The sequence below is a fragment of the Caballeronia sp. SEWSISQ10-4 2 genome, from assembly GCF_030464885.1.
Taxonomy (GTDB): Bacteria; Pseudomonadota; Gammaproteobacteria; order Burkholderiales; family Burkholderiaceae; genus Caballeronia.
In genome coordinates, this window is sequence record NZ_JALPRJ010000004.1 from 94883 (window position 1) to 119196 (window position 24314).

21 protein-coding genes, 1 tRNA gene and 1 pseudogene are annotated in these 24314 nt (G+C 58.8%); 19 read left to right on the forward strand and 4 right to left on the reverse strand.

The window, feature by feature from the left end; translation table 11 throughout:
* Positions 1–82: 82 nt before the first annotated feature.
* The 5 genes from M0D69_RS04005 to M0D69_RS04025 all read left to right on the forward strand — a co-directional run bounded on the left by M0D69_RS04005 (position 83) and on the right by M0D69_RS04025 (position 6963).
* Positions 83–1294 carry an NAD(P)/FAD-dependent oxidoreductase gene (locus tag M0D69_RS04005; RefSeq protein WP_301780779.1) on the forward strand — a complete coding sequence of 404 codons (1212 nt, stop codon included), beginning with the start codon at positions 83–85 and terminating at the stop codon, positions 1292–1294.
* 347 nt (positions 1295–1641) lie between these two features.
* Positions 1642–2088, forward strand: a complete 447-nt coding sequence (locus tag M0D69_RS04010; protein ID WP_047847531.1) for a GatB/YqeY domain-containing protein — start codon at positions 1642–1644, stop codon at positions 2086–2088.
* A 37-nt stretch (positions 2089–2125) separates the two neighbouring features.
* Entirely contained in the window at positions 2126–4009 is a 1884-nt protein-coding gene (gene dnaG, locus M0D69_RS04015; RefSeq protein WP_301780780.1) for a DNA primase, read from the forward strand.
* A 339-nt stretch (positions 4010–4348) separates the two neighbouring features.
* Positions 4349–6703 (forward strand): RNA polymerase sigma factor RpoD, encoded by a 2355-nt coding sequence (gene rpoD, locus M0D69_RS04020; RefSeq protein ID WP_301780859.1) that lies wholly within the window; start codon positions 4349–4351, stop codon positions 6701–6703.
* A gap of 183 nt (positions 6704–6886) precedes the next feature.
* Positions 6887–6963 (forward strand) — tRNA-Ile (locus M0D69_RS04025).
* A gap of 182 nt (positions 6964–7145) precedes the next feature.
* On the opposite strand, the gene dctA is transcribed toward M0D69_RS04025, so the two are convergent.
* Both dctA and M0D69_RS04035 read right to left on the reverse strand, forming a co-directional pair.
* A complete protein-coding gene (dctA, locus tag M0D69_RS04030) occupies positions 7146–8501 on the reverse strand; it encodes a C4-dicarboxylate transporter DctA (RefSeq protein ID WP_301780781.1) in 1356 nt (451 codons plus the stop codon).
* Between the two features lie 159 nt (positions 8502–8660).
* On the reverse strand, positions 8661–9827 hold the full coding sequence (locus M0D69_RS04035) for a mandelate racemase/muconate lactonizing enzyme family protein (protein WP_301780782.1): 1167 nt from the start codon (positions 9825–9827) through the stop codon (positions 8661–8663).
* Between the two features lie 131 nt (positions 9828–9958).
* Here M0D69_RS04035 and M0D69_RS04040 point away from each other — a divergent pair, with 131 nt between their 5' ends.
* On the forward strand, positions 9959–10918 hold the full coding sequence (locus M0D69_RS04040) for a LysR family transcriptional regulator (protein WP_301780783.1): 960 nt from the start codon (positions 9959–9961) through the stop codon (positions 10916–10918).
* A gap of 94 nt (positions 10919–11012) precedes the next feature.
* Here M0D69_RS04040 and M0D69_RS04045 read toward each other — a convergent pair whose 3' ends face one another.
* A complete protein-coding gene (locus M0D69_RS04045; RefSeq protein ID WP_301780860.1) occupies positions 11013–11351 on the reverse strand; it encodes an Lrp/AsnC family transcriptional regulator in 339 nt (112 codons plus the stop codon).
* A gap of 3 nt (positions 11352–11354) precedes the next feature.
* Positions 11355–11495: pseudogene (locus tag M0D69_RS04050) on the reverse strand (Lrp/AsnC family transcriptional regulator); the annotation flags it as partial.
* Between the two features lie 143 nt (positions 11496–11638).
* Between M0D69_RS04050 and M0D69_RS04055 the strand changes: the two are divergent.
* The 13 genes from M0D69_RS04055 (at position 11639) to M0D69_RS04115 (ending at position 24199) form a co-directional block, all read left to right on the forward strand.
* A complete protein-coding gene (locus M0D69_RS04055; RefSeq protein WP_301780784.1) occupies positions 11639–11983 on the forward strand; it encodes an aldehyde dehydrogenase family protein in 345 nt (114 codons plus the stop codon).
* 18 nt (positions 11984–12001) lie between these two features.
* Positions 12002–13402: an aminotransferase gene (locus M0D69_RS04060; RefSeq protein ID WP_301780785.1), complete on the forward strand. Its 1401-nt coding sequence runs from the start codon at positions 12002–12004 to the stop codon at positions 13400–13402.
* A 38-nt stretch (positions 13403–13440) separates the two neighbouring features.
* Positions 13441–14328: an ABC transporter ATP-binding protein gene (locus M0D69_RS04065; protein ID WP_301780786.1), complete on the forward strand. Its 888-nt coding sequence runs from the start codon at positions 13441–13443 to the stop codon at positions 14326–14328.
* A 92-nt stretch (positions 14329–14420) separates the two neighbouring features.
* Positions 14421–15197, forward strand: a complete 777-nt coding sequence (locus M0D69_RS04070; protein ID WP_301780787.1) for a transporter substrate-binding domain-containing protein — start codon at positions 14421–14423, stop codon at positions 15195–15197.
* A gap of 51 nt (positions 15198–15248) precedes the next feature.
* The gene (locus tag M0D69_RS04075) at positions 15249–15962 is read left to right on the forward strand and encodes an ABC transporter permease subunit (protein WP_301780788.1); all 714 of its coding nucleotides are present in this window, start codon (positions 15249–15251) and stop codon (positions 15960–15962) included.
* A 2-nt stretch (positions 15963–15964) separates the two neighbouring features.
* On the forward strand, positions 15965–16696 hold the full coding sequence (locus tag M0D69_RS04080; RefSeq protein ID WP_301780789.1) for an ABC transporter permease: 732 nt from the start codon (positions 15965–15967) through the stop codon (positions 16694–16696).
* A 103-nt stretch (positions 16697–16799) separates the two neighbouring features.
* Complete coding sequence (locus M0D69_RS04085) at positions 16800–17894, forward strand: FAD-binding oxidoreductase (RefSeq protein WP_301780790.1); 1095 nt, start codon at positions 16800–16802, stop codon at positions 17892–17894.
* 214 nt (positions 17895–18108) lie between these two features.
* Positions 18109–18555 carry an Rrf2 family transcriptional regulator gene (locus M0D69_RS04090; RefSeq protein WP_301780861.1) on the forward strand — a complete coding sequence of 149 codons (447 nt, stop codon included), beginning with the start codon at positions 18109–18111 and terminating at the stop codon, positions 18553–18555.
* Between the two features lie 246 nt (positions 18556–18801).
* Positions 18802–19419 carry an FMN-dependent NADH-azoreductase gene (locus M0D69_RS04095; protein WP_301780791.1) on the forward strand — a complete coding sequence of 206 codons (618 nt, stop codon included), beginning with the start codon at positions 18802–18804 and terminating at the stop codon, positions 19417–19419.
* Between the two features lie 471 nt (positions 19420–19890).
* The gene (locus M0D69_RS04100) at positions 19891–20373 is read left to right on the forward strand and encodes a glycoside hydrolase family 108 protein (RefSeq protein ID WP_301780792.1); all 483 of its coding nucleotides are present in this window, start codon (positions 19891–19893) and stop codon (positions 20371–20373) included.
* A complete protein-coding gene (locus tag M0D69_RS04105) occupies positions 20373–21080 on the forward strand; it encodes a hypothetical protein (RefSeq protein WP_301780793.1) in 708 nt (235 codons plus the stop codon). Before M0D69_RS04100 ends, M0D69_RS04105 begins: the two co-directional genes overlap by 1 nt.
* Positions 21081–21251: 171 nt before the next feature.
* Positions 21252–22928: a hypothetical protein gene (locus M0D69_RS04110; RefSeq protein ID WP_301780794.1), complete on the forward strand. Its 1677-nt coding sequence runs from the start codon at positions 21252–21254 to the stop codon at positions 22926–22928.
* Positions 22925–24199, forward strand: coding sequence for a hypothetical protein (locus tag M0D69_RS04115; protein ID WP_301780795.1), 1275 nt, complete (start codon positions 22925–22927; stop codon positions 24197–24199). Before M0D69_RS04110 ends, M0D69_RS04115 begins: the two co-directional genes overlap by 4 nt.
* Positions 24200–24314: the final 115 nt, after the last annotated feature.

Consider the following 24314-nt stretch of genomic DNA (forward strand, 5'->3'; position numbering starts at 1 on the left):
CGCAACGCGAGACTCACGTTGGCTGCCAGCCGAACCCGCCTAACCCCGGAACGCGAGCAAGCCACCCGTTACAATGCGCGCCATGGAAACCTACGATATCGCAGTCATCGGCGCGGGCGCGGCCGGCATGATGTGCGCCGCCGTGGCCGCGCAAAACGGCCGGCGCGTGGTGCTGATCGACCACGCGGAACGGCTCGCGGAAAAAATCCGCATCTCGGGCGGCGGCCGCTGCAACTTCACGAACATCAATGCTGGACCGGCGAACTTTTTGTCGGCGAATCCGCACTTTTGCCGTTCCGCGCTCGCTCGCTATACGCCGCAGGATTTTCTCGCGCTGCTCAAGCGTCATCGCGTCGCGTGGCACGAGAAACACAAAGGCCAGCTTTTCTGCGATGACTCCAGCGAGTCGATCATCCAGCTCCTGAAAAGCGAATGCGACGCGGGCGACGTGACCTGGCGACGGCCAGTCACCGTCGACACGGTCCGCCACGACGGAACCCGTTTTTTCCTCGACAGCACCGCCGGTACGATCTCGAGCGCCGCGCTCGTCGTAGCAACGGGCGGCTTGTCGATCCCGAAAATCGGCGCGACGGATTTTGCGTATCGGCTGGCCAAGCAATTCGGCCACAAGCTCATCGATACCCGTCCCGCCCTGGTACCGTTGACCTTCGCTCCGGTCGACTGGGAGCCGTTCGCGGCGTTGTCCGGGTTATCCGTGCCAGTGGAACTCAGCGCGGGCGCGGGTCGCGGCCGGGGGGAGTTCGCTGAGGATTTGTTGCTGACGCATCGCGGTTTGTCGGGTCCGGGTGTGCTGCAGATTTCCAGCTACTGGAATCCATCGGAGCCAATTTGCATTGACTTGTTGCCCGGCGTCGATGCCACCAGCGAGCTGGTGGCGGCCAAGCGGGAAACCCGCAAACAAGTCGGCACGTTTCTCGCCGAACGTGTGCCTGTCCGCCTCGCGCAAACCTGGCTCGACGTGCAGCGCGTCCCCGCGGACGCAAGGTTAGCCGATCTCCCCGATAAAACCCTGCGCCAGATCGGCGAATCGTTGTCGCGCTGGACGCTAACGCCGAACGGCACGGAAGGGTACCGGAAGGCCGAGGTCACGCGCGGCGGCGTGGACACCCGCGAGCTTTCATCCACGACCATGATGAGCTCGCGCGTCGCGGGTTTGTATTTCATCGGCGAAGCAGTCGATGTCACCGGCTGGCTCGGTGGATACAACTTCCAGTGGGCGTGGGCATCGGGCGTCGCGGCGGGCAAAGCAGCGGCTGAACTGGCCCGCACCTAGAACTGCAAAGGCATGACCAGTATGGCTTTCACCGATAACAGCCGGTATCCGCGGTGCGCGCTTTCCCCTGGGAAATCCTGTTTTCGACCTGCTATACTGTTTCGTTCGTAGCGGCAATCGGCGCAAGCGCAAATGAGTGACAACCGGGCGGTGATCCATGCAAAAAAGAGGTCGATCCCTGCCGCGAGCAAGCACTTGGCATCGTGCCTGCCGGCTTCAAAAGGTCCCGAATCACCCCTGTTCATGATCCCGCTTGAGGAAACGTCCCAAGCGGGTTTTTGCTTTAGCGCCTTGAACGGCCAGATGTTCGCATTCTCTCAACACAGCACCAGCAGAGTTCCCAAGCGATGAGCCTCAAAGACCAGATCACCGACGACATGAAAACCGCGATGCGCGCACGTGAAACCGAGCGCCTCGGCACCATCCGGCTGCTGCTCGCGGCGATCAAGCAGCGCGAAGTCGACGAGCGTGTGACGCTGGACGACGCGGCCATCACGGCGGTCATCGACAAAATGATCAAGCAGCGCAAGGATTCGATCAGCCAGTTCCAGACGGCGGGACGCGACGATCTCGTGGCGAAGGAACAGGCCGAGCTGGGCGTGCTGGCGGCCTACATGCCCGAGCAATTGTCGGATGAAGCCATCAACGCCGAGATCCAGGCGGCGGTGGCGGCAACCGGCGCCGCCGGGCCGCAGGACATGGGCAAGGTGATGGGCGTGCTGAAACCGAAGCTGGCGGGCCGGGCGGACATGACGGCAGTGTCGGGCCTGGTAAAAGCCGCGCTCGCCAAATAAGCTCCCTTGTAAAAGCCAGACAAGAAAACTCAATTTAGTGATTCCGCATTCGTTTCTTCAGGACTTGCTGAACCGCGTCGATATCGTCGACGTGGTGGGCCGGTTCGTCCAGTTGAAGAAGGGCGGCGCGAACTTCATGGGCTTGTGCCCGTTCCATAACGAGAAGAGCCCGTCGTTCACGGTCAGCCCGACAAAGCAGTTCTATCACTGCTTCGGCTGCGGCGCGCACGGCACGGCGATCAGTTTCCTCATGGAGCACACCGGGCTCACATTCCCGGAAGCAGTCAAGGAACTCGCCCAGTCGTGCGGCTTGACTGTGCCGCAGGAACCGTCCATGCGCGGCGGCGGTGGATCGGGCGGCGAGGGTTACGCGCCCGCACCGAGCAAGGCCGTCAGCGCCGCGTTGACCGAAGTGATGCAGGCCGCTTGCGAGTTCTATCGCAAGCAATTGCGCGGGGCGCCTAACGCTATCGAATACCTGAAAAAACGCGGGCTCACAGGTGAAATCGCGTTGCGCTTCGGGCTCGGTTATGCGCCGGACGGCTGGCAGAGTCTGGAAGCGGCGTTCCCCGATTACAAGAACGACAACCTGGTGGAAGCAGGGCTTGTGATCGTCAGCGAGAAAAGCGACAACCAGGGCCAATCCCGTCGATACGACCGCTTTCGCGAACGGGTCATGTTCCCCATCCGCAACGTGAAGGGCAACGTGATCGGCTTTGGCGGGCGCGTGCTCGACGGCGGGGAACCGAAGTACCTGAATTCGCCGGAAACGCCGTTGTTCAGCAAGGGCAGCGAGTTATATGGACTCTTCGAAGCCCGGCTGGCCATTCGTGAACTTGGGTATGCGCTGGTCGTCGAAGGCTACATGGACGTTGTCGCGCTGGCGCAACTGGGTTTTGCGAACGCGGTCGCCACGCTCGGCACGGCTTGCACGCCGATCCACGTTCAAAAGCTGTTTCGTCAGACGGATACCGTCGTATTCAGTTTCGATGGCGATTCTGCCGGCCGCCGCGCTGCGCGCCGTGCGCTGGACGCGTGCCTGCCGCACGCCGCCGACAACCGCACGATCCGCTTCCTGTTCTTGCCAAAGGAACATGATCCAGACAGCTACGTGCGTGAATTCGGCACGGACGGTTTCGGCGAGCAGGTCGATCACGCGATGCCGCTGTCGCAATTCCTGCTGAACGAAGTCCTGAACGACAAGGAACTGGACCAGCCGGAAGGCCGGGCCAAGGCGCTCTTCGACGCCAAGCCGTTGCTCCAGGCGTTGCCGGCCAACGCGCTGCGCGTGCAGATCCTGCACATGCTGGCCGATCGGCTGAATACACCGTTTGGTGAAATCGCGGCATTGTGTGACATCGATTCGCGTGCGGCGGCCGTCGCACGCGCCGCGTTGCCGAAGAGCGAGCGTCGTCGCGTAAAAGGCCACGAGCAGCGCGCGTTGCGCAATCTCGTGATGTATCCGGCCATTTACGCAACGCTCGACCACGAAAGCGAGCAGACGCTCGTGACCATGACCGAGCATGGCGAGTTGTTCAGCGAGGTGATCGGGCACGCGCGGGAACTGGGCGAGACGGCGGAATTCCAGATGTTGTCGGATCTCTTGCGCAACGCCGCAAATGCCCCGACTTACGAGGATATCTTCCAGGAAATTCTCGCCTATGATGAAAATGTACGGGATCTGTTGATGCGCGATCCAGCGGACGAAAGCGCCAACGAACGCGTGCAGGAGCAGAAAAAGCTGCTCGCGGAAGAGTTGCATGCCACGGTTGTCAAGCTGCGTCACGACAGCTATAGGAATCGGCTGGATCAACTGGCGCAGCAATCGAGCTTGACTGCGGAAGAAATTGCCGAATTTTCGGATTTATCGGCTAAAGCTGCTCAAATTAAGGCCTTGCGTGGGGTGAGCCGGGACATTTAAGACACGCATGCTACAATTAAAGGTTTTCAGCAAGTTGTTTTTTTGACATTTGTGCTCATTTGCGAGAGAGGTGAGGCACGCATGGTTAAGACTACTAGCGGGAAGAAAGCGACGGTACGCGGCTCGAATGAGCCGAAACGGGCGGTGGCCCACAGCCGGTCAGTTCCTTCCCCCGGAGTATCCAAAACCAGGGCGATCGCCGTTCCCTCTCCGCCATCGGGTGCGAAGAAAAAAAACTCGGTTGCTTCGGCAGTGAGTGCGGGGTCTGCCAGGACGGCGAAAGTCGTGAGGCCGGCAGGCAAGAAGACCCCGGGTCAGTCGAAGGTTCAGGTCGGCCTGATGGCGGGCGAGACTGGCAGGATTGGCAAGGCCGGAATTTCGGCCGGCAAGCAAGCGAGTGCAACGGAAGCGGCTGCTAATGCGGGCCGGAAACGCAACACGAAGCAGGGGTCGAAGCTGGCTCGCGTACGCGTCGTGAAGCGGGGGCCGGCGCAGGACTCGGGGCGGCGCACTGCCCAGGGTTCGCAGGACAAGGCAGCGCGCGCATATTCTGTATCCACGGTTCCATCGGCTGTCGTCCAGCAGCCGCGAGTCGAGACTAATGCCGGTACGGCGAACTCCATGACGAAAAAGCTGAACGAAGTACCCGTCGATGACGACGCAACGCAAAACGTGCAGGCCGACCCGGCCGCGGCCACCGCTGCGGATGCCGTAGCCGCTCCCCCGGCCAAGGTCGAGAAGGTCAAGGCACGCGACCGCCGCGCGAAGGAAAAAGCGCTGTTGAAAGACGCGTTCGCCTCGACCGCGCCCGGTACGGTTGAAGAGCTTGAAGAGCGGCGCGCGAAGCTGCGCGCGCTGATCAAGCTCGGCAAGGAACGCGGTTTCCTTACCTACGCTGAAATCAACGACCACCTGCCCGACAACTTCACGGAAACGGAAGCTATCGAAGGGATCATCAGCACGTTCAACGACATGGGCGTGGCGGTCTACGAGCAAGCGCCGGACGCTGAAACGCTGCTGCTCAACGACAACGCACCGGCAGCTTCGTCGGACGATGAAGTCGAAGAGGAAGCCGAAGTCGCGCTTTCCACTGTCGATTCCGAATTCGGCCGCACGACCGATCCGGTCCGCATGTACATGCGTGAAATGGGCACGGTCGAACTGCTGACGCGCGAAGGCGAAATCGAGATCGCGAAGCGGATCGAAGACGGCCTCAAGCACATGGTCATGGCCATTTCCGCCTGCCCGACGACCATCGCGGACATTCTTGCGATGGCCGAGCGTGTGCAGAACGAAGAAACCCGCGTGGACGAACTGGTCGATGGCCTGATCGACCCGAACGCTGCCGACGCCGACGGTTTCTCCGAGCAGGAAGCGGAGGCTATCGAAAGCGAAGAGGAAGAAGAGGAAGAGGCGAGCGAGGACGAGGAAGAAGTCGACGAAACCACCGCTCAGGCCAATGCCAACGCCGCTCAGCTCGAAGCGCTCAAGCGTGCGTCGCTCGAGAAGTTCTCGCTGATCAGCGAATGGTTCGACAAGATGCGCCGCGCGTACGAGAAGGAAGGCTACAAGTCGAAGGCCTATCTGAAGGCGCAGGAAGCCATTCAGAGCGAACTGATGACTATTCGCTTCACCGCGCGGACCGTCGAGCGTCTGTGTGACACGTTGCGCGCGCAGGTGGACGAAGTGCGTCAGGTTGAACGTCAGATTCTGCATACCGTTGTTGATAAATGCGGTATGCCGCGTGCCGAATTCATCGCGCGTTTCCCGGGCAGCGAAACGGATCTCGAGTGGTCGGAGAAAGTCGTGGCCGAGAATCACGGCTACAGCGTGGTCCTGGCGCGGAACATTCCTGCGATTCGCGAACAGCAGCAGCGTCTGCTCGACTTGCAGGCGCGGGTTGTGTTGCCGCTCAAAGACCTGAAGGAAACCAACCGCCAGATGGCGGCCGGCGAACTGAAGGCGCGTCAGGCTAAGCGCGAAATGACGGAAGCGAACTTGCGTCTCGTGATTTCGATCGCCAAGAAGTACACGAACCGTGGCTTGCAGTTCCTGGATCTGATCCAGGAAGGCAACATCGGTTTGATGAAGGCGGTGGACAAGTTCGAATATCGTCGCGGTTATAAGTTTTCGACGTATGCCACATGGTGGATTCGCCAGGCCATCACGCGATCGATTGCCGACCAGGCACGCACCATCCGGATTCCGGTTCACATGATCGAAACGATCAACAAGATGAACCGTATTTCGCGGCAGATCCTGCAGGAAACCGGCCTCGAGCCGGATCCGGCAACGCTCGCTGAAAAGATGGAAATGCCGGAAGACAAGATCCGCAAGATCATGAAGATCGCGAAGGAGCCGATCTCCATGGAAACGCCTATCGGTGACGACGACGATTCACATCTTGGCGACTTTATCGAAGACACGAACACGGTGGCTCCGGCCGACGCCGCGCTGCACGCCAGCATGCGCGACGTGGTGAAGGACGTGCTCGACTCGCTGACACCGCGTGAGGCGAAGGTGTTGCGGATGCGCTTCGGTATTGAGATGAGCACGGATCACACGCTCGAGGAAGTGGGCAAGCAGTTTGACGTGACGCGTGAGCGGATTCGCCAGATCGAGGCGAAGGCTCTGCGCAAGCTTCGCCATCCGAGCCGTTCAGACAAGCTGAAGTCGTTCCTGGAAGGGAACTGATGTTTGGTCGTGACTGAAGCACTAAAGCGCGGCGGACTGAGATGGTCCGCCGCGCTTGTTTTATAGGCCGTTTCAAGGCAAACTCGCAAACCTTCGCGAGTGCAGTCGAATCGAATTCGATGCATGCCGGAAGCGTCGCCCGGCGCCTTTCCTTCATTCGCGGCAGGGCGTTTTCCTGCAAAAGGGCCGGAAGCTTAATTGGTATAAGCTGTCGACTCATAATCGACCGATAGTGGGTTCGAATCCCACCCGGCCCACCAAGCACCGCTCCCAGCGGTGACTTAAGAGCACAAGGAAGTCGCTGAAATCCTTGCTGCATAGGGCTTTATCTCTAACCTGTGCCAAGTGTCGCCCACCCCCCCGCGGATTGTAGATCGCCGCGGGCGATACGTTTGTCCGCTTTTCGGCGATGGGTGCTCGGGATACGGTTGGGCTGGACGACTCAACGAGTGTGGGGCCGAATAATGGCGTCTTTCGGAGGCGTGCGATCTGTTGGCGCCTCGTCGGTAGACTGCAACGCATCGATGCTCGTGTCGGTACGGTTGAGCATCGCGCGGGCCTTGTTCATATCAAGCGCTCCCTCCCATCGGGCCACGACGATGGTTGCCACGCCGTTGCCGATCAGGTTGGTGACTGCGCGCGCCTCGTTGAGGAAGCGGTCAACGCCCAGCAAAAGCACCAGTCCGGACACAGGGATTTTGTGCATGGTGGCCAGCGTCGCAGCCAGCGCCACGAACCCCGCTCCGGCGACACCTGCAGACCCCTTGGACGTCAGCAACATCACTCCGAGTAGCAGCAACTGGTCCCAGATCGTCAGATGGATATTCATCGCTTGCGCAATGAACAAGGCGGCCATTGTCAGGTAGATCGCGGTCCCATCGGCATTGAAGGTATAGCCCGTAGGCAATACCATCCCGACGACGGATCGTGAACACCCCAGCCTCTCCATTTTGATAAGCATCTGCGGGAGCACCGCTTCAGTCGAAGCCGTGCCGAGCGTAATGAAGATTTCGTCCTTGATGTAGCGGAGATACTTCCACAATGACAGTCCGCACATCCGCATGACGAGACCAAGCACCACGACTACAAAGAAAATCGAGGTCAGGTAAAGGCACAGCATCAACTGGCCGAACGATGCCAGCGTGCCGATCCCATATTTGGCGACTGTGAATGCCATGCCGCCGAAGGCGCCGATAGGTGCGACATACATGACGATTCGAACCACGCCAAACATGCCTTGAAGAAACATGTCGAGCATGTCTACGAACGGCGCGGTGCGGGGGCCAAGCTTGGCGAGAGAGATTGCGAGCAGAAGCGAAAAGAAGATGATTGGCAGAATCTCGCCATTCGCGAACGCTCCGACAATGCTGTTGGGAACTATGCTCATGAAGAAATCAAGCATCCCGTGCTGTTGCGCCGCGTGGGTGTAGGTGGCAATGGCCGAACTGTCGATTTGCGCGGGATCAATGTTCATGCCACTGCCCGGCCTGATGACGTTCACGATCACCATGCCGACCGCAAGGGCAATCGTTGATGCGACTTCGAAATACAGGACCGCCTTCACGCCCACTCGACCCGCCTCATGAAGGTCATTCATGCGGGCAATACCGACGACGACGGATGCGAAAATGATCGGAGCAAGCAGCATCCTGATCAATTTGATGAACAGGTCTCCCAGCGGTTTTAGTTGTGAGCCGATGTCAGGGTAGAAATGCCCGACGAGGACGCCCGCGACAATGCCGATCAAAACCTGTACGTAGAGCTTGGAAAGAGATTTCCTAATCTTTGAAACCAGCATGCCTGTCTCCTATGCGTGGCACTTTTAATAAAATCTGGACGAACGCCCGCAGCGGAGTTAACCGCTGCGGTGGGCACGGCCGGATTTCGCGTGCGTTCTTTTGTTTTTTTGTGAACGCTGCGTCGACGCTTTGTGTCGGCGCTTTTGCCGGTTGACGGCTTATGCGGACAGCTTTCGCATCTCGGCAAAGAGATCTGCCTTTCCTTCAAAGCCGATGCCGGGCAAGTCGGGCATGGTGATATAACCGTTTTCGACCTTGACACCGTCTGGGAAGCCGCCGAAAGGCTGGAACAGGTCCGGATAGGATTCGTTGCCACCCAGCCCAAGGCCAGCCGCAATGTTCAACGACATCTGATGCCCGCCGTGCGGAATGCAGCGCTTTGGTGACCAGCCGTGTTCCCGCAGCATGTCGAGCGTACGCAGGTATTCGACGAGGCCGTAGCTCAGCGCGCAATCGAACTGCAACCAGTCGCGGTCGGCGCGCATGCCGCCATAGCGGATCAGGTTGCGGGCGTCCTGCATCGAGAACAGGTCTTCGCCGGTTGCCATCGGCTTGTCGTAGTAGTTGCGCAGGGTCGCCTGCAATTCGTAGTCGAGCGGATCGCCCGGTTCCTCGTACCAGAACAGGTCGTATTGCGACAGCGCCTTCGCATATTGAATGGCGGTGTCGAGATCGAACCTGCCGTTCGCGTCGACTGCAAGCTTCTGGCCATCGCCGAGAACGCTCAGGATCGAATCGATGCGGCGCAGGTCTTCATCGAGCGACGCCCCCCCGATCTTCTTCTTCACGACGGTGTATCCCCGGTCGATATAGCTGCGCATCTCGTCCTTGAGCTTTTCGTGATCCTGGCCCGGATAGTAATAACCACCTGCTGCGTACACGAAGATCCTGCGATCCGGCTGACCATTGCCATAGCGGTCGGCCAGCAACTGAAACAGCGGCTTGCCTTCGATCTTCGCCACGGCGTCCCACACGGCCATGTCGATAGTCCCGATAGCGACCGAGCGCTCACCGTGGCCGCCGGGCTTCTCGTTGGTGAACATCGTCGCCCAGATCTTGTGCGGATCGATGTTGTCGCCTGCATCGTCGACGAGCGTGGCGGGGTCGGCTTCGAGCAGACGCGGAATAAAACGCTCGCGCATCAGCTTGCCTTGGCCGTATCGGCCGTTGGAATTGAAGCCGTATCCGACCACCGGTTTTCCATCACGGATCACATCGGTTACAACGGCGACGAGACTCAGCGTCATCTTGCTGAAGTCGATATAGGCATTGCGGATCGGTGAGCTGATCGGGATGGTCTTTTCGCGGATTTCGACAATTCTCATGGCTGTGTCTCCTGAGTTTTGGGTTACGTATTGCATGCATCTGTCTGCAATGGAACCTAGCTTATCTGCGAAAAGAGGCGTTAAAATTCTCTTAAATTCATTTCATTTTTTACTTTAGGTGAACAACTGAGGTGACAACTGACTCGACGTCCGATTTCGAATTTTTCATCCTCCTCGCCAAACTGAAGAGCCTGTCGGGCGCGGCGCGGGCGCTTGACCTCACACCACCGGCCGCGACCAAACGCCTGGGAGTCATAGAGCAAAGACTAGGGGCGCGGCTCGTCAACAGGACGACGCGGAATGTCAGCCTGACGCCAGAGGGTGAGACTTATTTGCGCTATGCAACGCAAATCGTCGGACAGGTACGGCAGATGGAAGACGAGATATCGGGAGCGCGGTCGGATCCTCATGGTCTGTTACGCATCAATGCAACGCTCGGCTTCGGGCGCACAACCATCGCGCCGCTTGTGTCTGAATTCGCAAAGCGCTTTCCCAATGTGGAGATCCAGTTTGAAGTGACCGACCGGCCCATCGATCTGGTTGAGGAAGCGTTTGATATGGCGATCCGTTTTGGAACGCTTCCCGACAGCCGGCTTAGCGTCCGGCGCATCATGAGCAATCGTCGTTTTCTTTGCGCCTCACCGAAATACCTTGAGCGTTTCGGAACACCGGAGCGTGTGGAAGACCTTGTTCGTCACCGCTGCATCATTCATCGCCAGAACGATGATGCCTATGGCGTGTGGCGGTATATGCAGGGGGACCACACCGAAGCGTTGAAGGTCAAAGGCGCTCTTTCAAGCAATGATGGAGATATCGTGCTGCGATGGGCGCTCGACGGGCATGGGATATTGATCCGTTCTGAATGGGATCTGGCTAAGTACGTTCAAAGCGGGCGGCTCAAATTAGTTTTGCCCAACATAGTACTGCCGTCAGCCGACCTGTTTGTCTACTATCCCAGCCAGCGAAATCAGGCAGCACGCGCCAGAGCATTTATCGACTTTCTGATCGACCGTTTTCAGGCGCCGTTCATCCCAGTCGAAACTGGCGCATTGATTTACGATCAAAAAAAGAGCGCAGGTCGCAAGCCATAGGTCGTCCATGACGGATGTCCGCTTTCGGTGGAAATCAGCTATCGGGCCGCCGTCCGCTGCCGCACAGCGGGCTACTGATCGGTCGGTTTTTGCTCTACGCGGGGTCGTCGGCTACGCTCACCGGGATAGAAAATCCGACCTTTACCCGGTCCATGATGACCATCGTTTTGAAACCCTTGATGTCCGGGTTTTCATAGAAAAATCGGCGGGTGAATTTCTCGTAGTCCTCCATGTCTTTCGCGGTAACGACCAACGCGAAATCCGACTCTCCCGTTACGTAGTACCCGTTCATCACTTCAGGCGTTGAACGTATCGATTCCTTGAAGCGGTCCACGATGTCCGCGCGCTCTCGCTCAAGGGACACCAGCACAAACATCGAGATGTGACGGCCGACCGCTTTCGGCTCGATGACGGAAACGTCCGCTTTAATCACTCCTTCCGCACGGAGCCTCTTCAATCGACGTTGCACGGCCGTTGAAGACAGATTCACCTCTGCAGCGAGCTCATCCGATGTGAGGCGGTTGTTCGCTTGCACGGCGTTAAGAATGCGCGCGTCAATTTGGTCAATGTTCGCCATTATTGCCAACGCAGTTTTACTGCGTATTCCCGTTTAATACACCTGAATCCTGCGTCAAGAGGAATTTTGTCGCTGCTTTCCGCATTATTGCCCAGCTAATCTAACTCATGTGAATTCTGTCGACTACCTCAATTTCTTCAACGGTGCTTGTGGATGTGACTGAAGAAATGTTGATCGCGCATGAGGAGACCTTCGGCCTGGTCGCCGCGATCCTTTGCTTCGACGACGAAGCCGAGTTTCTCGCTCGGGCGAACGACAGCGAAATGGGGCTTGCCGCTTACGTCTACGCACAGGATCTGAACCACGCAATGCGGCTTAACGATCGCCTCGAATACGGCATGGTCGGGGTGAACACCGCGTCCTTCGGCGGCGCTCCGATTCCGTTTGGCGGGTGGAAGCAATCCGGCCTCGGAAGGGAAGAATCGCGCCACGGTGTCGATGACTACATGGAACTCAAATACGTCTGCTTCGGCAATCTGGCCGGGTAGATCATCGGAGAATTAGAAATGACATTCAGTAGCAGCATAGCCGAGCTGGACCGCGCGAACGTCTTGCATCCTTTCACAAACCTCAAGGACTTTGCCAACGGTACGCTGGGTGACCCGACCATCATCGAAACCGCCAAGGGTGTGAAGATCAAGGACTCGACCGGGCGGGAATTCATCGACGGATTCGGCGGCTTATATTGCGTCAACGTGGGCTATGGGCGCACCGAGGTCGCGGACGCCATTGCACGGCAAGCGCACAAGCTTGCGTACTACCACAGCTACGCCGCGCACACGACAGAGGAGCTGGCGAAGCTATCGAGCCGACTGGTGACGATGGCGCCGGGAAACATGAGTAAGGTCTTTTACGGACTTTCCGGTTCAGATGCCAACGAGACTCAGGCCAAGCTGGTTTGGTACTACAACAATCTGCTAGGCCGGCCGAGGAAGAAAAAAATCATTTCGCGAGACCGTGGTTATCACGGCTGCACGGTGGTATCCGGGTCCATGACGGGAATGAGCTTCTATCACGACCACATGGACTTGCCGTTCCCTGGAATCTTGCATACCGGTGTTCCGCACCATTACTGGGGGGCTGTGCCAGACGAAACCGAGGAAGCCTTTTCCTTGCGGCGTGCACAGGAACTCGAAGCACTGATTCTCGCGGAGGACCCCGATACCGTAGCTGCTTTCATCGCCGAGCCCGTGTTGGGTACCGGCGGTATTACACCACCGCCGAAGGGTTACTGGCCCGCAATTCAAGCGGTGCTACGCAAGTACGACATCCTGCTCATTGCCGACGAGGTGATTTGCGGATTCGGCCGTATCGGAACGCCCTTCGGCTGCGACATGTACGGGATCGTGCCTGATCTCGTTACCGTCGCGAAGGGATTGACCTCGGCGTACTTCCCCCTGTCGGCCTCGATCGTAAGCGAGAAAATTTATGCGGTGATGGAGGATGGCGCAGAACGGGTTGGTGCGTTCTCGCACGGTTACACGTACTCAGGCCATCCGATCGGTGCTGCAACGGCTAATGCGGTTCTCGACATTGTCGAGCGGGAAAACCTCGTCGAAAAAGCCGCCTCGACAGGCGCCTATCTTCAGGCACGCATGCACGAGCGCTTCGCTCACCTTCCGATAGTTGGCGAGGTGCGGGGCGTGGGCATGCTCGCGGCCATCGAGTTCGTAGCCGATCGCGACAAGAAGCAGCGGTTTGATCCTGCTTTGAAAGTTGGGGCACGGATATCCAAGGCTGCCCGCGACCGGCAACTGATCGCGCGAGCAATGCCTCATGGAGACATCCTCGGCTTCGCGCCGCCGCTGATCATGACGGAGAGTGAAGTTGACGAAATGATGGAGATTACGGCCGCCGCCATCAAACAAGTGACCGACGAACTGGTCCGCGACGGCTTGCGGTTCTGAACCTATAGCAGTCTACCGTCTCTTCCTGGAGTATTTTCATGTCAGACGAGATGTTCGCTTCAGACGCTGTCGCTGGATCGGTTCTTAAACGGGTCGCACACTATCCCGGCGTTGGAAGTAGTCCAGAAAGCTTCTGTCCTATCGGGCAGGCCGCGTCGGGCGTAGGCCGTGCCGTCGCCGTCCGCGGGCTGACTAAGAGCTATGGGGACGTCCCTGTACTGAAGGGTATCGACCTGACGGCAAATCAGGGAGACGTCATCTCGATCATCGGGGCGTCGGGATCGGGAAAGAGTACGGCATTGCGCTGTATCAATCTGCTCGAGACGCCCGATGCTGGCGAAATCGAGATCTGCGGCGAGGTGGTCAGGATGCGATCGGGAAGCCACGGGCGAAATGGGCCTGCGGACCGGCACCAGATCGAGCGCATTCGCCGAACCGCGGGCATGGTGTTTCAGAGCTTCAACCTGTGGTCGCATTTCACCGTGTTGCAAAACGTGATCGAGGCTCCGATTCACGTGCTTCAAAAGCCACGGAAGGAGGCAATCGACCACGCGTTGCACCTGCTGGAAAAGGTCGGACTTTCCGACAAGCTGAACCACTATCCCAGCCGGCTTTCGGGCGGCCAGCAACAGCGGGCCGCCATCGCTCGCACGCTTGCCATGCAACCGAAAGTCATGCTCTTCGATGAACCGACGTCCGCACTCGATCCGGAGCTCGTTGGCGAGGTACTACGCGTCATCCGAGGTTTGGTCGAGGAGGGCCGCACGATGCTTCTCGTTACGCACGAAATGCGTTTCGCTCGCGAGGTATCGGACAAGGTCGTGTTCCTGCATCAGGGACGTGTGGAGGAAGAGGGAGCGCCCGACCAGCTGTTTAATCAGCCGGTATCGGACCAGACAAGGAAGTTCCTGCGACAACAGTTCTGATTTCGTCGCAGGCTCATCGCAGGCAATCAGTTTTCGTTTGATGCAACCAAGGGCGACCAATCGTGGCCGCCCGAACAATCTGGAGAATGGACATGTCGAAAGGGAAACTCTTAAGTTGTCTGTTGGGCCTGTTGTTCGCCTCCATTTCCACCTCCGGTATGGCCGCGCAAGGAACCCTGACCGTCGGGACCGAGGGCGACGCGCCTCCGTACAGCATGGCCGACGCCAGCGGTAACGTAACGGGGTTTGACGCGGACGTTGCGCGATCGATTTGCACAAAGCTAAATGTCACCTGCAAATTTGTGGTCCAGGGTTTCGATACATTGATCCCGGCACTCGATGCGAAGCGGTTCGACATCATCATCTCTGGTCTGGGAATTACCGAGGAGCGAAAAAAGAAAATCGGCTACTCGATCCCCTACGCCTCGGCGCCACAATATTTCATCGTGCCCAAGGGGTCGCCGCTTGCGAAGATCACTTCACTGCCTCCGCTTCTCGCGGCGCTGAAGGGGAAATCCATTGGCGTCGTCACAGGGACGACCTACTCACGATTTATTGCGAAGAACATTCCTGATGCAACGATCAAGAGCTACGATTCTTTGACCCAACTCGAGAGTGACTTGAGCGCAAGGCGGTTCGATGCCGCGTTCGATGACGGCTCGTCTTGGACCGACTACCTGAAAAAACCGGAAGGGGCGAATTTCGAACAGGTTCCGGTCAAGGTCGTAGCCACTGACGACCCGACCACACTGGGTCATGGCATGGGCGTCGGCATTCGCAAGGACAATCAGGACCTGACCAAGAAGATCGACATTGCACTCTGCGACATCATCAAGAGCGGTCAAATGAAAGCCATGAGCGAGAAGTAGTTCAGCGACGACTACTCGCTCACCTGCAAGTAACTTATCTCTGGAGCCATCATGGATATCGCCCTTTCACGCCTGCTATGGGAGGACGGATGGGGCTTGTCCATTCTTCGCGGGAGTGCTGTCACCGTTGCAGTGGGGGTGCTCGGGATGGGTCTTGGGATGCTGCTCGGACTCCTCCTGGCCGCGGTGAAGTGGGCTCGTGTTCCCGTCGCGTCGCAAGTGGTCGATGTATATACGGTGATCGTTCGAAGCGTTCCGGGGCTGTTAGTGGTGTACCTGATCTTCTTCGGATCGGTCGAGTTCGTAGCGAGAGTCGGCACGTTCTTTGGCTATGCCGATGCGTTTCAAAGCGCTTACTCGTTCATCGTCGGGGTGGTTTCGGTGGGAGCCATCGCCGCAGCATATGCGGCAGAGGTATTCCGCGGTGCGCTCGATGCTATTCATCCGGGACAGATCGAGGCAGCCCGGGCCGTCGGGATGCAAACGCGCAAGCTCTACACACGAATCATTGGTCCCCAGATGTTCCGCTACGCATTGCCCGGTATCAGCAACGTCTGGCAGGCGACGATCAAGGATACATCGCTCGTTTCGGTGACAGGACTGGCAGAACTCATTCGCGTTGCTTACATCGGCGCAGGCACAACCCGGCAACCGCTGATCTTCTTCGTCATCGCAGCAATCGTGTTCTTCGTGATCACCCTATTTAGCCAGGTCGCCTTCGGTCTGGTCGAGCGCAACTTGAATCGCGGCGTGAGGGTGGTGTAAGCATGGACCTCGAACTTATTCAACGCGCAATCCCTCTGCTTCTCAAGGGACTGGTGACGACGCTCGAAATAGGTCTCGTGGCGATCGTTATCGGGTTTCCACTTGGCCTTGGCTTTGCACTCGCCAGACTATCGTCGAACCGCAGCCTCGCGGCATTTGCCGTGCTCTATAGCATGGTGTTTCGAGGCACCCCACTGCTAGTGCAGATTTTCATCATCTATTTTGGACTGGGACAGCTGCAGTTTCTCAGGGACCAGACAGCCCTCTGGTGGTTCTTCAGCGATGGATTCAACTGCGCGACGCTCGCCATTACGCTGAATACGGCAGCCTATACGTCGGAGATTCTCAGGGGTGGCCTGATGGGGATTCCTGCCGGTGAGATAGAGGCTGCTCGTGCATGCGGAATGTCGAACTGGCTATGCTTCCGGCGCATCAGATTTCCGATCGCATTTCGCCTGGCGCTCCCGGCATATACGAACGAGATCACTGTTATCGTCAAGGAGTCCAGTCTCGCATCGACCGTTACGGTTCTCGAGATTACCGGCCTGGCCAAACGCTTGATGAGCGAGACGTTCGCGGTTATTGAAGTCTTCACGTTGGCCGGCTTGCTTTATCTGGTTGTCAACTTTGCGGTCTTGCTCGTGATGCGATCGTGGCTCGAACCGAAACTGTCTATGCATCGGACTACGAGTAGAGCGGTTTTTTGGTTTCGGCCCCATCGCCGACGAGTGTGAAGACCAGGGCGCGGCGCGTAGCGTGTGTCGCAACGTCGTCGTCGCGTGATCGCTCGAAACTTGAGAAGCGGTTGATTGAATACATCCTTGGAGCGCTTTCCTTATGGGCCATGTTGTCGTTGTGGGAGCTGGAATCGTGGGTCTTTCTGTGTCCCGTGCTGCATTGCTGAACGGGCATGCGGTCACCCTTCTTGAGCAAGGCACTATCGCCAACCCGAGCGCCGCGTCCTACGATCAGCATCGAATGATCCGCTACCAATACGGCGACGCAGAAGGCTATACCCGGATGGTGGGTGACGCATTCGATGCGTGGGATCGTCTGTGGGACGATCTTGGCGTCCGGCATTTCTCCAACACCGGAACGATGGGTATTTCTCTGGCGGCCGAAGACTACACGGACCGGAGCCTGTCGACGTTTCGCAAGCTAGGCATCCCGCACGAAGTGCTCGATCGGGAAGCCGTTGAACAGACATGTCCTCAATTGAGCTTGCCCGTAACCAGTTGGGGGCTCCTGTCGCGAGCAGGAGGTGCGCTTTTTGCCAGTCGCATCGTTGATGACCTGGCCCGCTGGGTCTCGGACAGGGGCATCGAGAATCGAATTCATAGCAAAGCGGTGCGGGTTGATCCAGCGCGTGGCGAGGTCGTATTGGAGGATGGGTCGGCTGTGTCAGGCGATCTCGTGGTCGTTGCCGCCGGTGCGTGGCTTCCCGAACTCCTACCCGGCTATGCAGGGATGCCCACCTTCCGGCAGGCTGTCTGCTACGTGGAGCCGCCAGAAGAATACCTCGACGCCTGGCGCAACAGCCCCTGCCTCACCGATCTCGGCCCCGGCGATAACTACGCAATCTCGCCCACGCAAGGAACGGGATTGAAGTTCGGCTCTGGCAGTCACAGGAGGCGCGGGCGACCCAGCGATGGATTCCAAGCTCAGCCATCCGAAGGGCATGAGGTCATTAGCCACTTTTCCCCGTTTCTTCGGCAGGCCGACCGATACAAGCCGGTTCGCATGCAGGTTGGTTACTACGTGATGGACGCGAGTGGGCGCTTTCGCGTGGAAGCACAGGGACGCACCGTGGTGATCACGAACTGCGACGGACAGATGTTCAAGTTCGGTCCACTCATCGGAGTGCGCGTCATGGAGAGCTTCGACGGCAAGCAATCCGCGGCAGAGTTGAACCGGTGGGCCGCGGGGTATTGATCGGATTGATCCCGGTCTCGCGGGTATTCAAGTGCCTGAGCCATCAAAAATTAGAAAAGCCAGGGCAGCGACATGACCATTCTCTACAAGGCCGACCCGGGAGATGCACTGTTACCGCCTAAGGGCGCAGCACTACTATTATCGATAGTCGCAAAGAGGTTGACTGAGTCTGTTTTATATGTAACCATTGCAATTACACATGGTGAGAATCAAAATGCCTACGAGTACACGTTTTGCCGTGGCCATCCACACCCTTGCCGCACTTGCGGTGAGCGACCACAAGCCCATGCGCTCCGAGGACTTGGCATACAGCGCCAATACCAACGCCGTCGTTATTCGAGGGCTACTTTCGCGCCTGATCGAAGCTGGGTTGACAACATCCCAACTCGGGGCTGGCGGGGGTGCCATGCTTGCAAAACCCGCGGCGCAGATCAGGTTGCTAGACGTATATGAGGCGGTGGAAGATACCGAACTTTTCACGCTGCATCGGACGCCGCCCTGCGCAACTTGCGTTGTGGGCGGGAACATCCAGGCTGCGATGGGGCCTGCCCTGAATAGGGCACGTACGGCGCTTGAAAACGAGCTTGCAGGGGTGACGATTGCCGATATAGCTGCCGAAGTTGCGCGGCTTGGTAAATTTACTATGCCCTTAGTCTGGTAGTTTTTTTATCTCTAAATGTCACTGTGTAAATTACACACATTTAAGTGAGGCACTACATGATCTGATCACGATCTGCAACCCTCTCGCTCGTTCGCGCGGCGACGACAGTGCTTGTCCACTGATAGAGCGAGGCGCTTCACCATATCTAGCCAGCAGGAATGCGGGCTTCGCTGGGAGGGATATTCATCGGTTTTTCCTAACCTCTGTCTCTCACACCACATCCGCAATCGTTTCGACAGGTCCAACATGCCAACACTTCTCGCAATCGAGGTTAGCCCTCGTCTCGACTATTCCACCTCCCGCAAACTGACTGGGGAGTTCATCGAAAAATGGAAGCTTGAGCATCCCGGCGGCTCTGTCATCATTCGCGATCTGATCAAGACACACCTTCCATTTGTTGATCTACCGTGGATCGGCGGAGCTTTCACTCCGCCAGAACAGCACACACCGGAACTGGCGGCGGCGATCAAGGTTTCTGACGATCTCATCGCGGAATTGAAGTCGGCGGACCAGATCGTCATCGGCACACCGATGTACAACTTCTCTATTCCGGCCATCCTGAAGGCCTATATCGACCAGGTTGTTCGCGTTGGCATCACGTTTACCATGGACTATGAAGGCTTGTTGACCGACAAGAAAGCAACCGTCATTGTGACGTCCGGAAGCGACTTCGCTCCCGGCACGAAATATGAGTCCTTTAACGTCGCAAGCGGCTATCTACGACAGATCCTTGGATTGATTGGGATAACTAATGTTGATGTAGTACTCGCGGGACGAGCGTTGACCGTGGACTACGGCGAGAAGACGATGGAAGAGTTCGTCGGTCAATTCGCCCACGCACTTTCACTTGCTGCGCAAGCCTGACTAGGGAAGATGAACCATTGTGTTCGATGTTCAGATGAGGACGTCGCCAGCAAATTCCATCAGGGCCCGCAGGCGCATACCGGCCCGCGCAAACGGGCCGGACATAAGCGTGTTGCTTTTACCTGCCAGCCAACATCGCAACTCTGTTTCCAATCCGGGAGGCGTCCGCATAAGACCTTCCCTAAAGCGCATTTACGACGATGCCTTCAACGCAATGCCCTACAAAAAATTGCGCTTACGCGGATTCGCGTAAGCGCGCATAAAAACATCCGTCCTCGTTTGACGTGAACAAACGCGGACCTTAGGGCAGATTTAGTTGGCTCACCTCGGAAACGGGCCCTCGGCCGCCGCCATGTCGACGGTCGGATGCGGATCTTTCAAAAAGCGCAACGCTGCTTCGTTCTAGCTTCGACACGGCCCCGTCCTGCAGACCGTGTTCCCAAACACACCGGATCACGATGGAGAAGAGCGATGAGCAGCTTCGACGATGCATTTAAGTCCCTGATCGGAAGCGAAGGGGGCTATTCCTTCAACCCGGCCGATCCGGGTGGGGAAACCATGTGGGGCGTGACCGCACGCGTCGCCCGTACGTATGGATATGCCGGACCGATGAAGGACCTGCCTCTCGCCACGGCAAAGGAGATTGCCAAGACGAAATACTGGGACCCGCTGCGCCTAGATGAATTCGATCCGCGCGTGGCGTTTCAGATCTTCGACGCCAACTACAACGGCGGCCTTGTCGTGCTCTGGATGCAGAAGGCGTCTGACGCGGAACCGGACGGCAAGTTTGGCCAGCAGACGGTCGATGCGGTGAAGAATGCCGATCCGCTCAAGTTCGTGATGCGGTTTGCGGCCTTTCGCCTGCGCTACCTGAAGGGTCTGCATGCCTGGCCCAGCTTCAGCCGCGGATGGACCGACAGGATGGCCAAGAATCTCTTACTGGGAGCAATCTGATGGACTGGACCAAGGTAGCATCAACGATAGGCGGGACGGCGCCGCTTCTCGCCGGACTCATCGGCGGCCCGGTCGGACTGGGGGTGACCGCTGCCGCCACGCTCCTGTCGCACGTACTCGGAACGCCGAACGATCCCCAAGCGATCGAGACGGCGCTTCAGGATCCGAGCGCACTCGACAAGGTGCGGCAGGCGGAGAGCGCGAACGCGGTTCAGCTTCAGCAACTCGCGGTGACGGCGGCGCAAGCCCAGTTGACCCATGAGATCGAACTGGCTCGTGTGAATGCGGAAGACCGCAAGGACGCTAGGGCGATGGGTATCGCCACGCGGGACTGGGTGCCCAAGGTCCTTGCGATGGCGGTAACGATCGGCTTCTTCGGCATCTTCGTTCTGATGGCGCTGTACGCCCTGCCGGAAACCAACCGCAATCTCGTCAACGTGACTCTCGGTTCACTCGGCACGGCGTGGATCAGCATCATCGGCTATTACTTTGGAACGTCCGCGGGGTCCGCCAGAAAGACGGAATTGCTGGCGCAGTCGAGCCCCCCGGTCACGACGCCGGACAGCGCCGCCGCACCGCGCGCGCCAGCGACGAAGCCTGGCGCCGTGCCGCCGCAGGCGCCATCGCCAATGGGCGGCACAGCACTCGATGAACTGTTTCCGCCGTTTTCTCCCGGCGCACAGGGGCCGGTCTTCACCGGCGGCTGATCGCAGCAGACCGGCACACCGCACGGACGCTGACGATGCTAAGTGGTCGCATTGCCGCACGAGGGATCGTGCGGCAATGCGACCGCCGATTGGAAAGCTGTCCGGGCGCCAGCCCGGGGGAACTTCGTCCCGATTTCAAGCCTGCAACCGCTGAACCTGAAAGGACCTGTCATGAGCACGCCCGATAATGAGCCTCGCGCTTTAGCCGTCGATCTGTTGTCTGAAATAATTTCCTACATCAAGCAGAGCCGCCCTACGAGGACCGATGACAAGGCGACCGTGGGATTCGTGTACTCCCAGTTGCGTGTCGGCCAGATGATCTCCGCGACCGACTTCGGTAGAGCATGGAGTCCGATCGGCGGATCGCCGACCCAGGGCACGGGTGCGCAACAACCCCCGGCCGGCACTGATCCCGCGGCCGTCGCCACGGCGGCAACGGCTGCGGCTGCGGTGGCTCAGAACGTCAAGCGTGCGATGCAGGCGACGTATAACACCGAGCAGCTCGTCAATACGATGCTCATCGTGACCGATAACGGCACGCTCGAGACCTATAGCGGCGGCGGAAGACATCTCTCGTTCGCATACAAGGAAATACTCGACGCGATGGAAGCCCCGCCGGCGCCGCCCCGTTCCGCGGCGGACCAGCAGCGCATCGACGCGGCCACCAAGGTGCTTTGGTCGGCGGACAACACGCCGACGCCGCTCTACAACACCTACAAGAGAAACCAGACGGCTTACGCCGTGGCCAAGGCCAACTACGTTGTGAACAGCAACCGCCTGCTTGCGGACCCGGCGCAGGCAGACTCAGCGCCGATGCTGCTCGATCCCTACGACACCGCCGTTCGCCAGGCCTACGATCAGTGGAAGGCGCAAGGTGCGAACGATGTCGAGGCCGCGCTCGCGACGGTGGAATCGCTGGGCGTCCCGCTCGAGCAGGGCGCGATTGCCGACGCACGCAAGCTGATGGATGCCTGGAGCATTCCGGTTCCGAACGTCCCGGGCGTGAAGGAGCCGTATTCTTATGTGCTGCCGTCCGACTGGGCAGCGTTCGACGTCGACAACATCGGCTGGACCCAGCTAACGCTCACGCAAAGCGACTACAACTCGCACTACGCATCGAACCAGTACCAGGTCAATTCGGGTAGCTGGCGGGGCAGTTCGGAATCGTCGAGCGGCGACGTGGGCGCGAGCATCATGGGCTTCGGCTTCAACGGCTCCTATAGCGAACAGGATTCGAGCAATCAGAGCGAATCCTCTGGTAGTTCGGCCACTTATGGCTCTTTTCACAATGACGCCAAGAACCTTTCGATCGACCTCGAATATGGTCTTTGCGAGATCGTGCGGCCCTGGCTGATCACTGATCTATTCCAGCTCAAGAACTGGTATCTGAAGGGCGAGAAGGCCAATTGCATCAGCGACGGATCCATCACGGGTCAAGTGCTCAAGAACGACCCATTGCTGCCGATGATACCCACGCACTTCCTCGTGATCCGCAATGTCAGGATCTATACGCAGGAATGGAACAACGACGGGGCGACGCTCAGCAACTACTTTCAGAAGAGCGAAGGCAGCAACCAGCAGCATTCGAGCTCCGCGAGCGGAAAGGTCGAAGTGCCGGTATTCGGGCCAATCTGTCTCGACGCCGGCGCGTCGCATAGCGAAAGCGGGTATGGCGGACAGTATCAGGACGAGGCCGGCAACAGTTTCTCAAACGACTACAAAGCCCACTTCGAGGCGGGCGCGTTGACGATCCGCGGTGCGCAAATTGTCGCGTGGCTCAGCGAGGTACTGCCAGCATGTCCTCCTGTCGACGATCCAGCACTCGCAGTGAAGAAGGTGGCCGCATGACTACCATCGACCAGCTGGCCGCCGAGCTCCACGATTTCCTGCAGAAGCAGCTCGGCGGCGCGACGGGTGACGCGCCCGGCGGCATCGCCATGTTCTTTGACAAGGGCGGCACGCCGCTCGCCGCTGCTGATTTCGGTTTTAATGACAACCCCAACCAGCAGCAGCTGTTTTCGCATCAGCGTGCCGCGCAGCTCGCGGATCAGCTGCCGGTGTCCGACGCGCTTGCGGAGGGCTGGTATCTCACAAGAACTGGCGGCAAACTGTCCAACTGGTACGCCGATGCGCTGCGCGGCAGCATCTGCCTTCAGGGAACGGAGCAGGAGAAGAATTCGTTCGAGACCCGCAAGGCCGACGCGCTCGCCAAACTAGACGGAAACAAGATGCTGGAAGTCTCCGGAGCGACCGACGCTGGCAACAGCATCGACGCGACGGGCTCGCACGATGTCTACTATGCGACCGGCATGTCTCCCGCCAACTGGTTCCTGCCGAATGCCGACTGCTGGGCGACGTATCACCAGCAATCGGGCGATCAGCCATCAGGAAACCCTGTGCCGAGTCCCACCCCCTCGGCAGTCCAGCATCCCACATTCACGTTTCGGGTTGTCAGTCAGACCCAGGCGCCCGCGGTCGGCGCGTTCCTGACGCGGGCGTCGCTGCTCGCAGCACCAACCGTGGCCGCCTCGCCACCTCCCGCGCGACCGTTGCTCGTCAATTCCGGTGTCTTGGCGAGCTTCCAGAGCAGGGCACTCATGCAGCCGGTGGCAACCGTGGCTACCGTCGAGCCGCTGTCGCACGTCGTGGCCGCCAACGAGCTTCAGTTTCGGGTCCTGCCGCCAGCGGTCATCGACCGTGAGGCGCTTCAGGCGGCGACTTCCGAGCAGCCCGTGAAGAGTGTCGGTTTTCACATCGACTTCGACTACTGTCTCGTGAATTTTGACCGTCCGTGGTGGGATGAAGTGTTCCTTTCGGTGCCGCCGGGCTGGGCGATACCGGGCTACCGGCGTGGACAGGTGGCGAGCGGCTCGTTGAATGGGCCGTCCGGCTTCATCACCTTGATCACGGTCGGGATGGTCGTGATCCGCAATCTGAGCATCGAGGCCTCGTGGACGGAAGAAGACCAGAAGGCGCTTGCGGCTAACGCACTCAGCCTTGGGCCATTCTGTGTCGCCGGCGGAAGCTGGAACAACCAGAAGTTTTCTCGTCCCGGCATGCAGGTCGTGGCCTGGATATGCCAGATTCCGCCGCTGCTGCCAGCGCTGGACGCGGCGTGACGACACGCGCCGCCGATCAGTACGAAAGCGGGCATCGATGCGCACCCGGCGCGCCGGCGCCCGCGACTTCCTACGAGACCCTGGACGTGGTCTCGGCCATGCTTTTCGAAGGAGA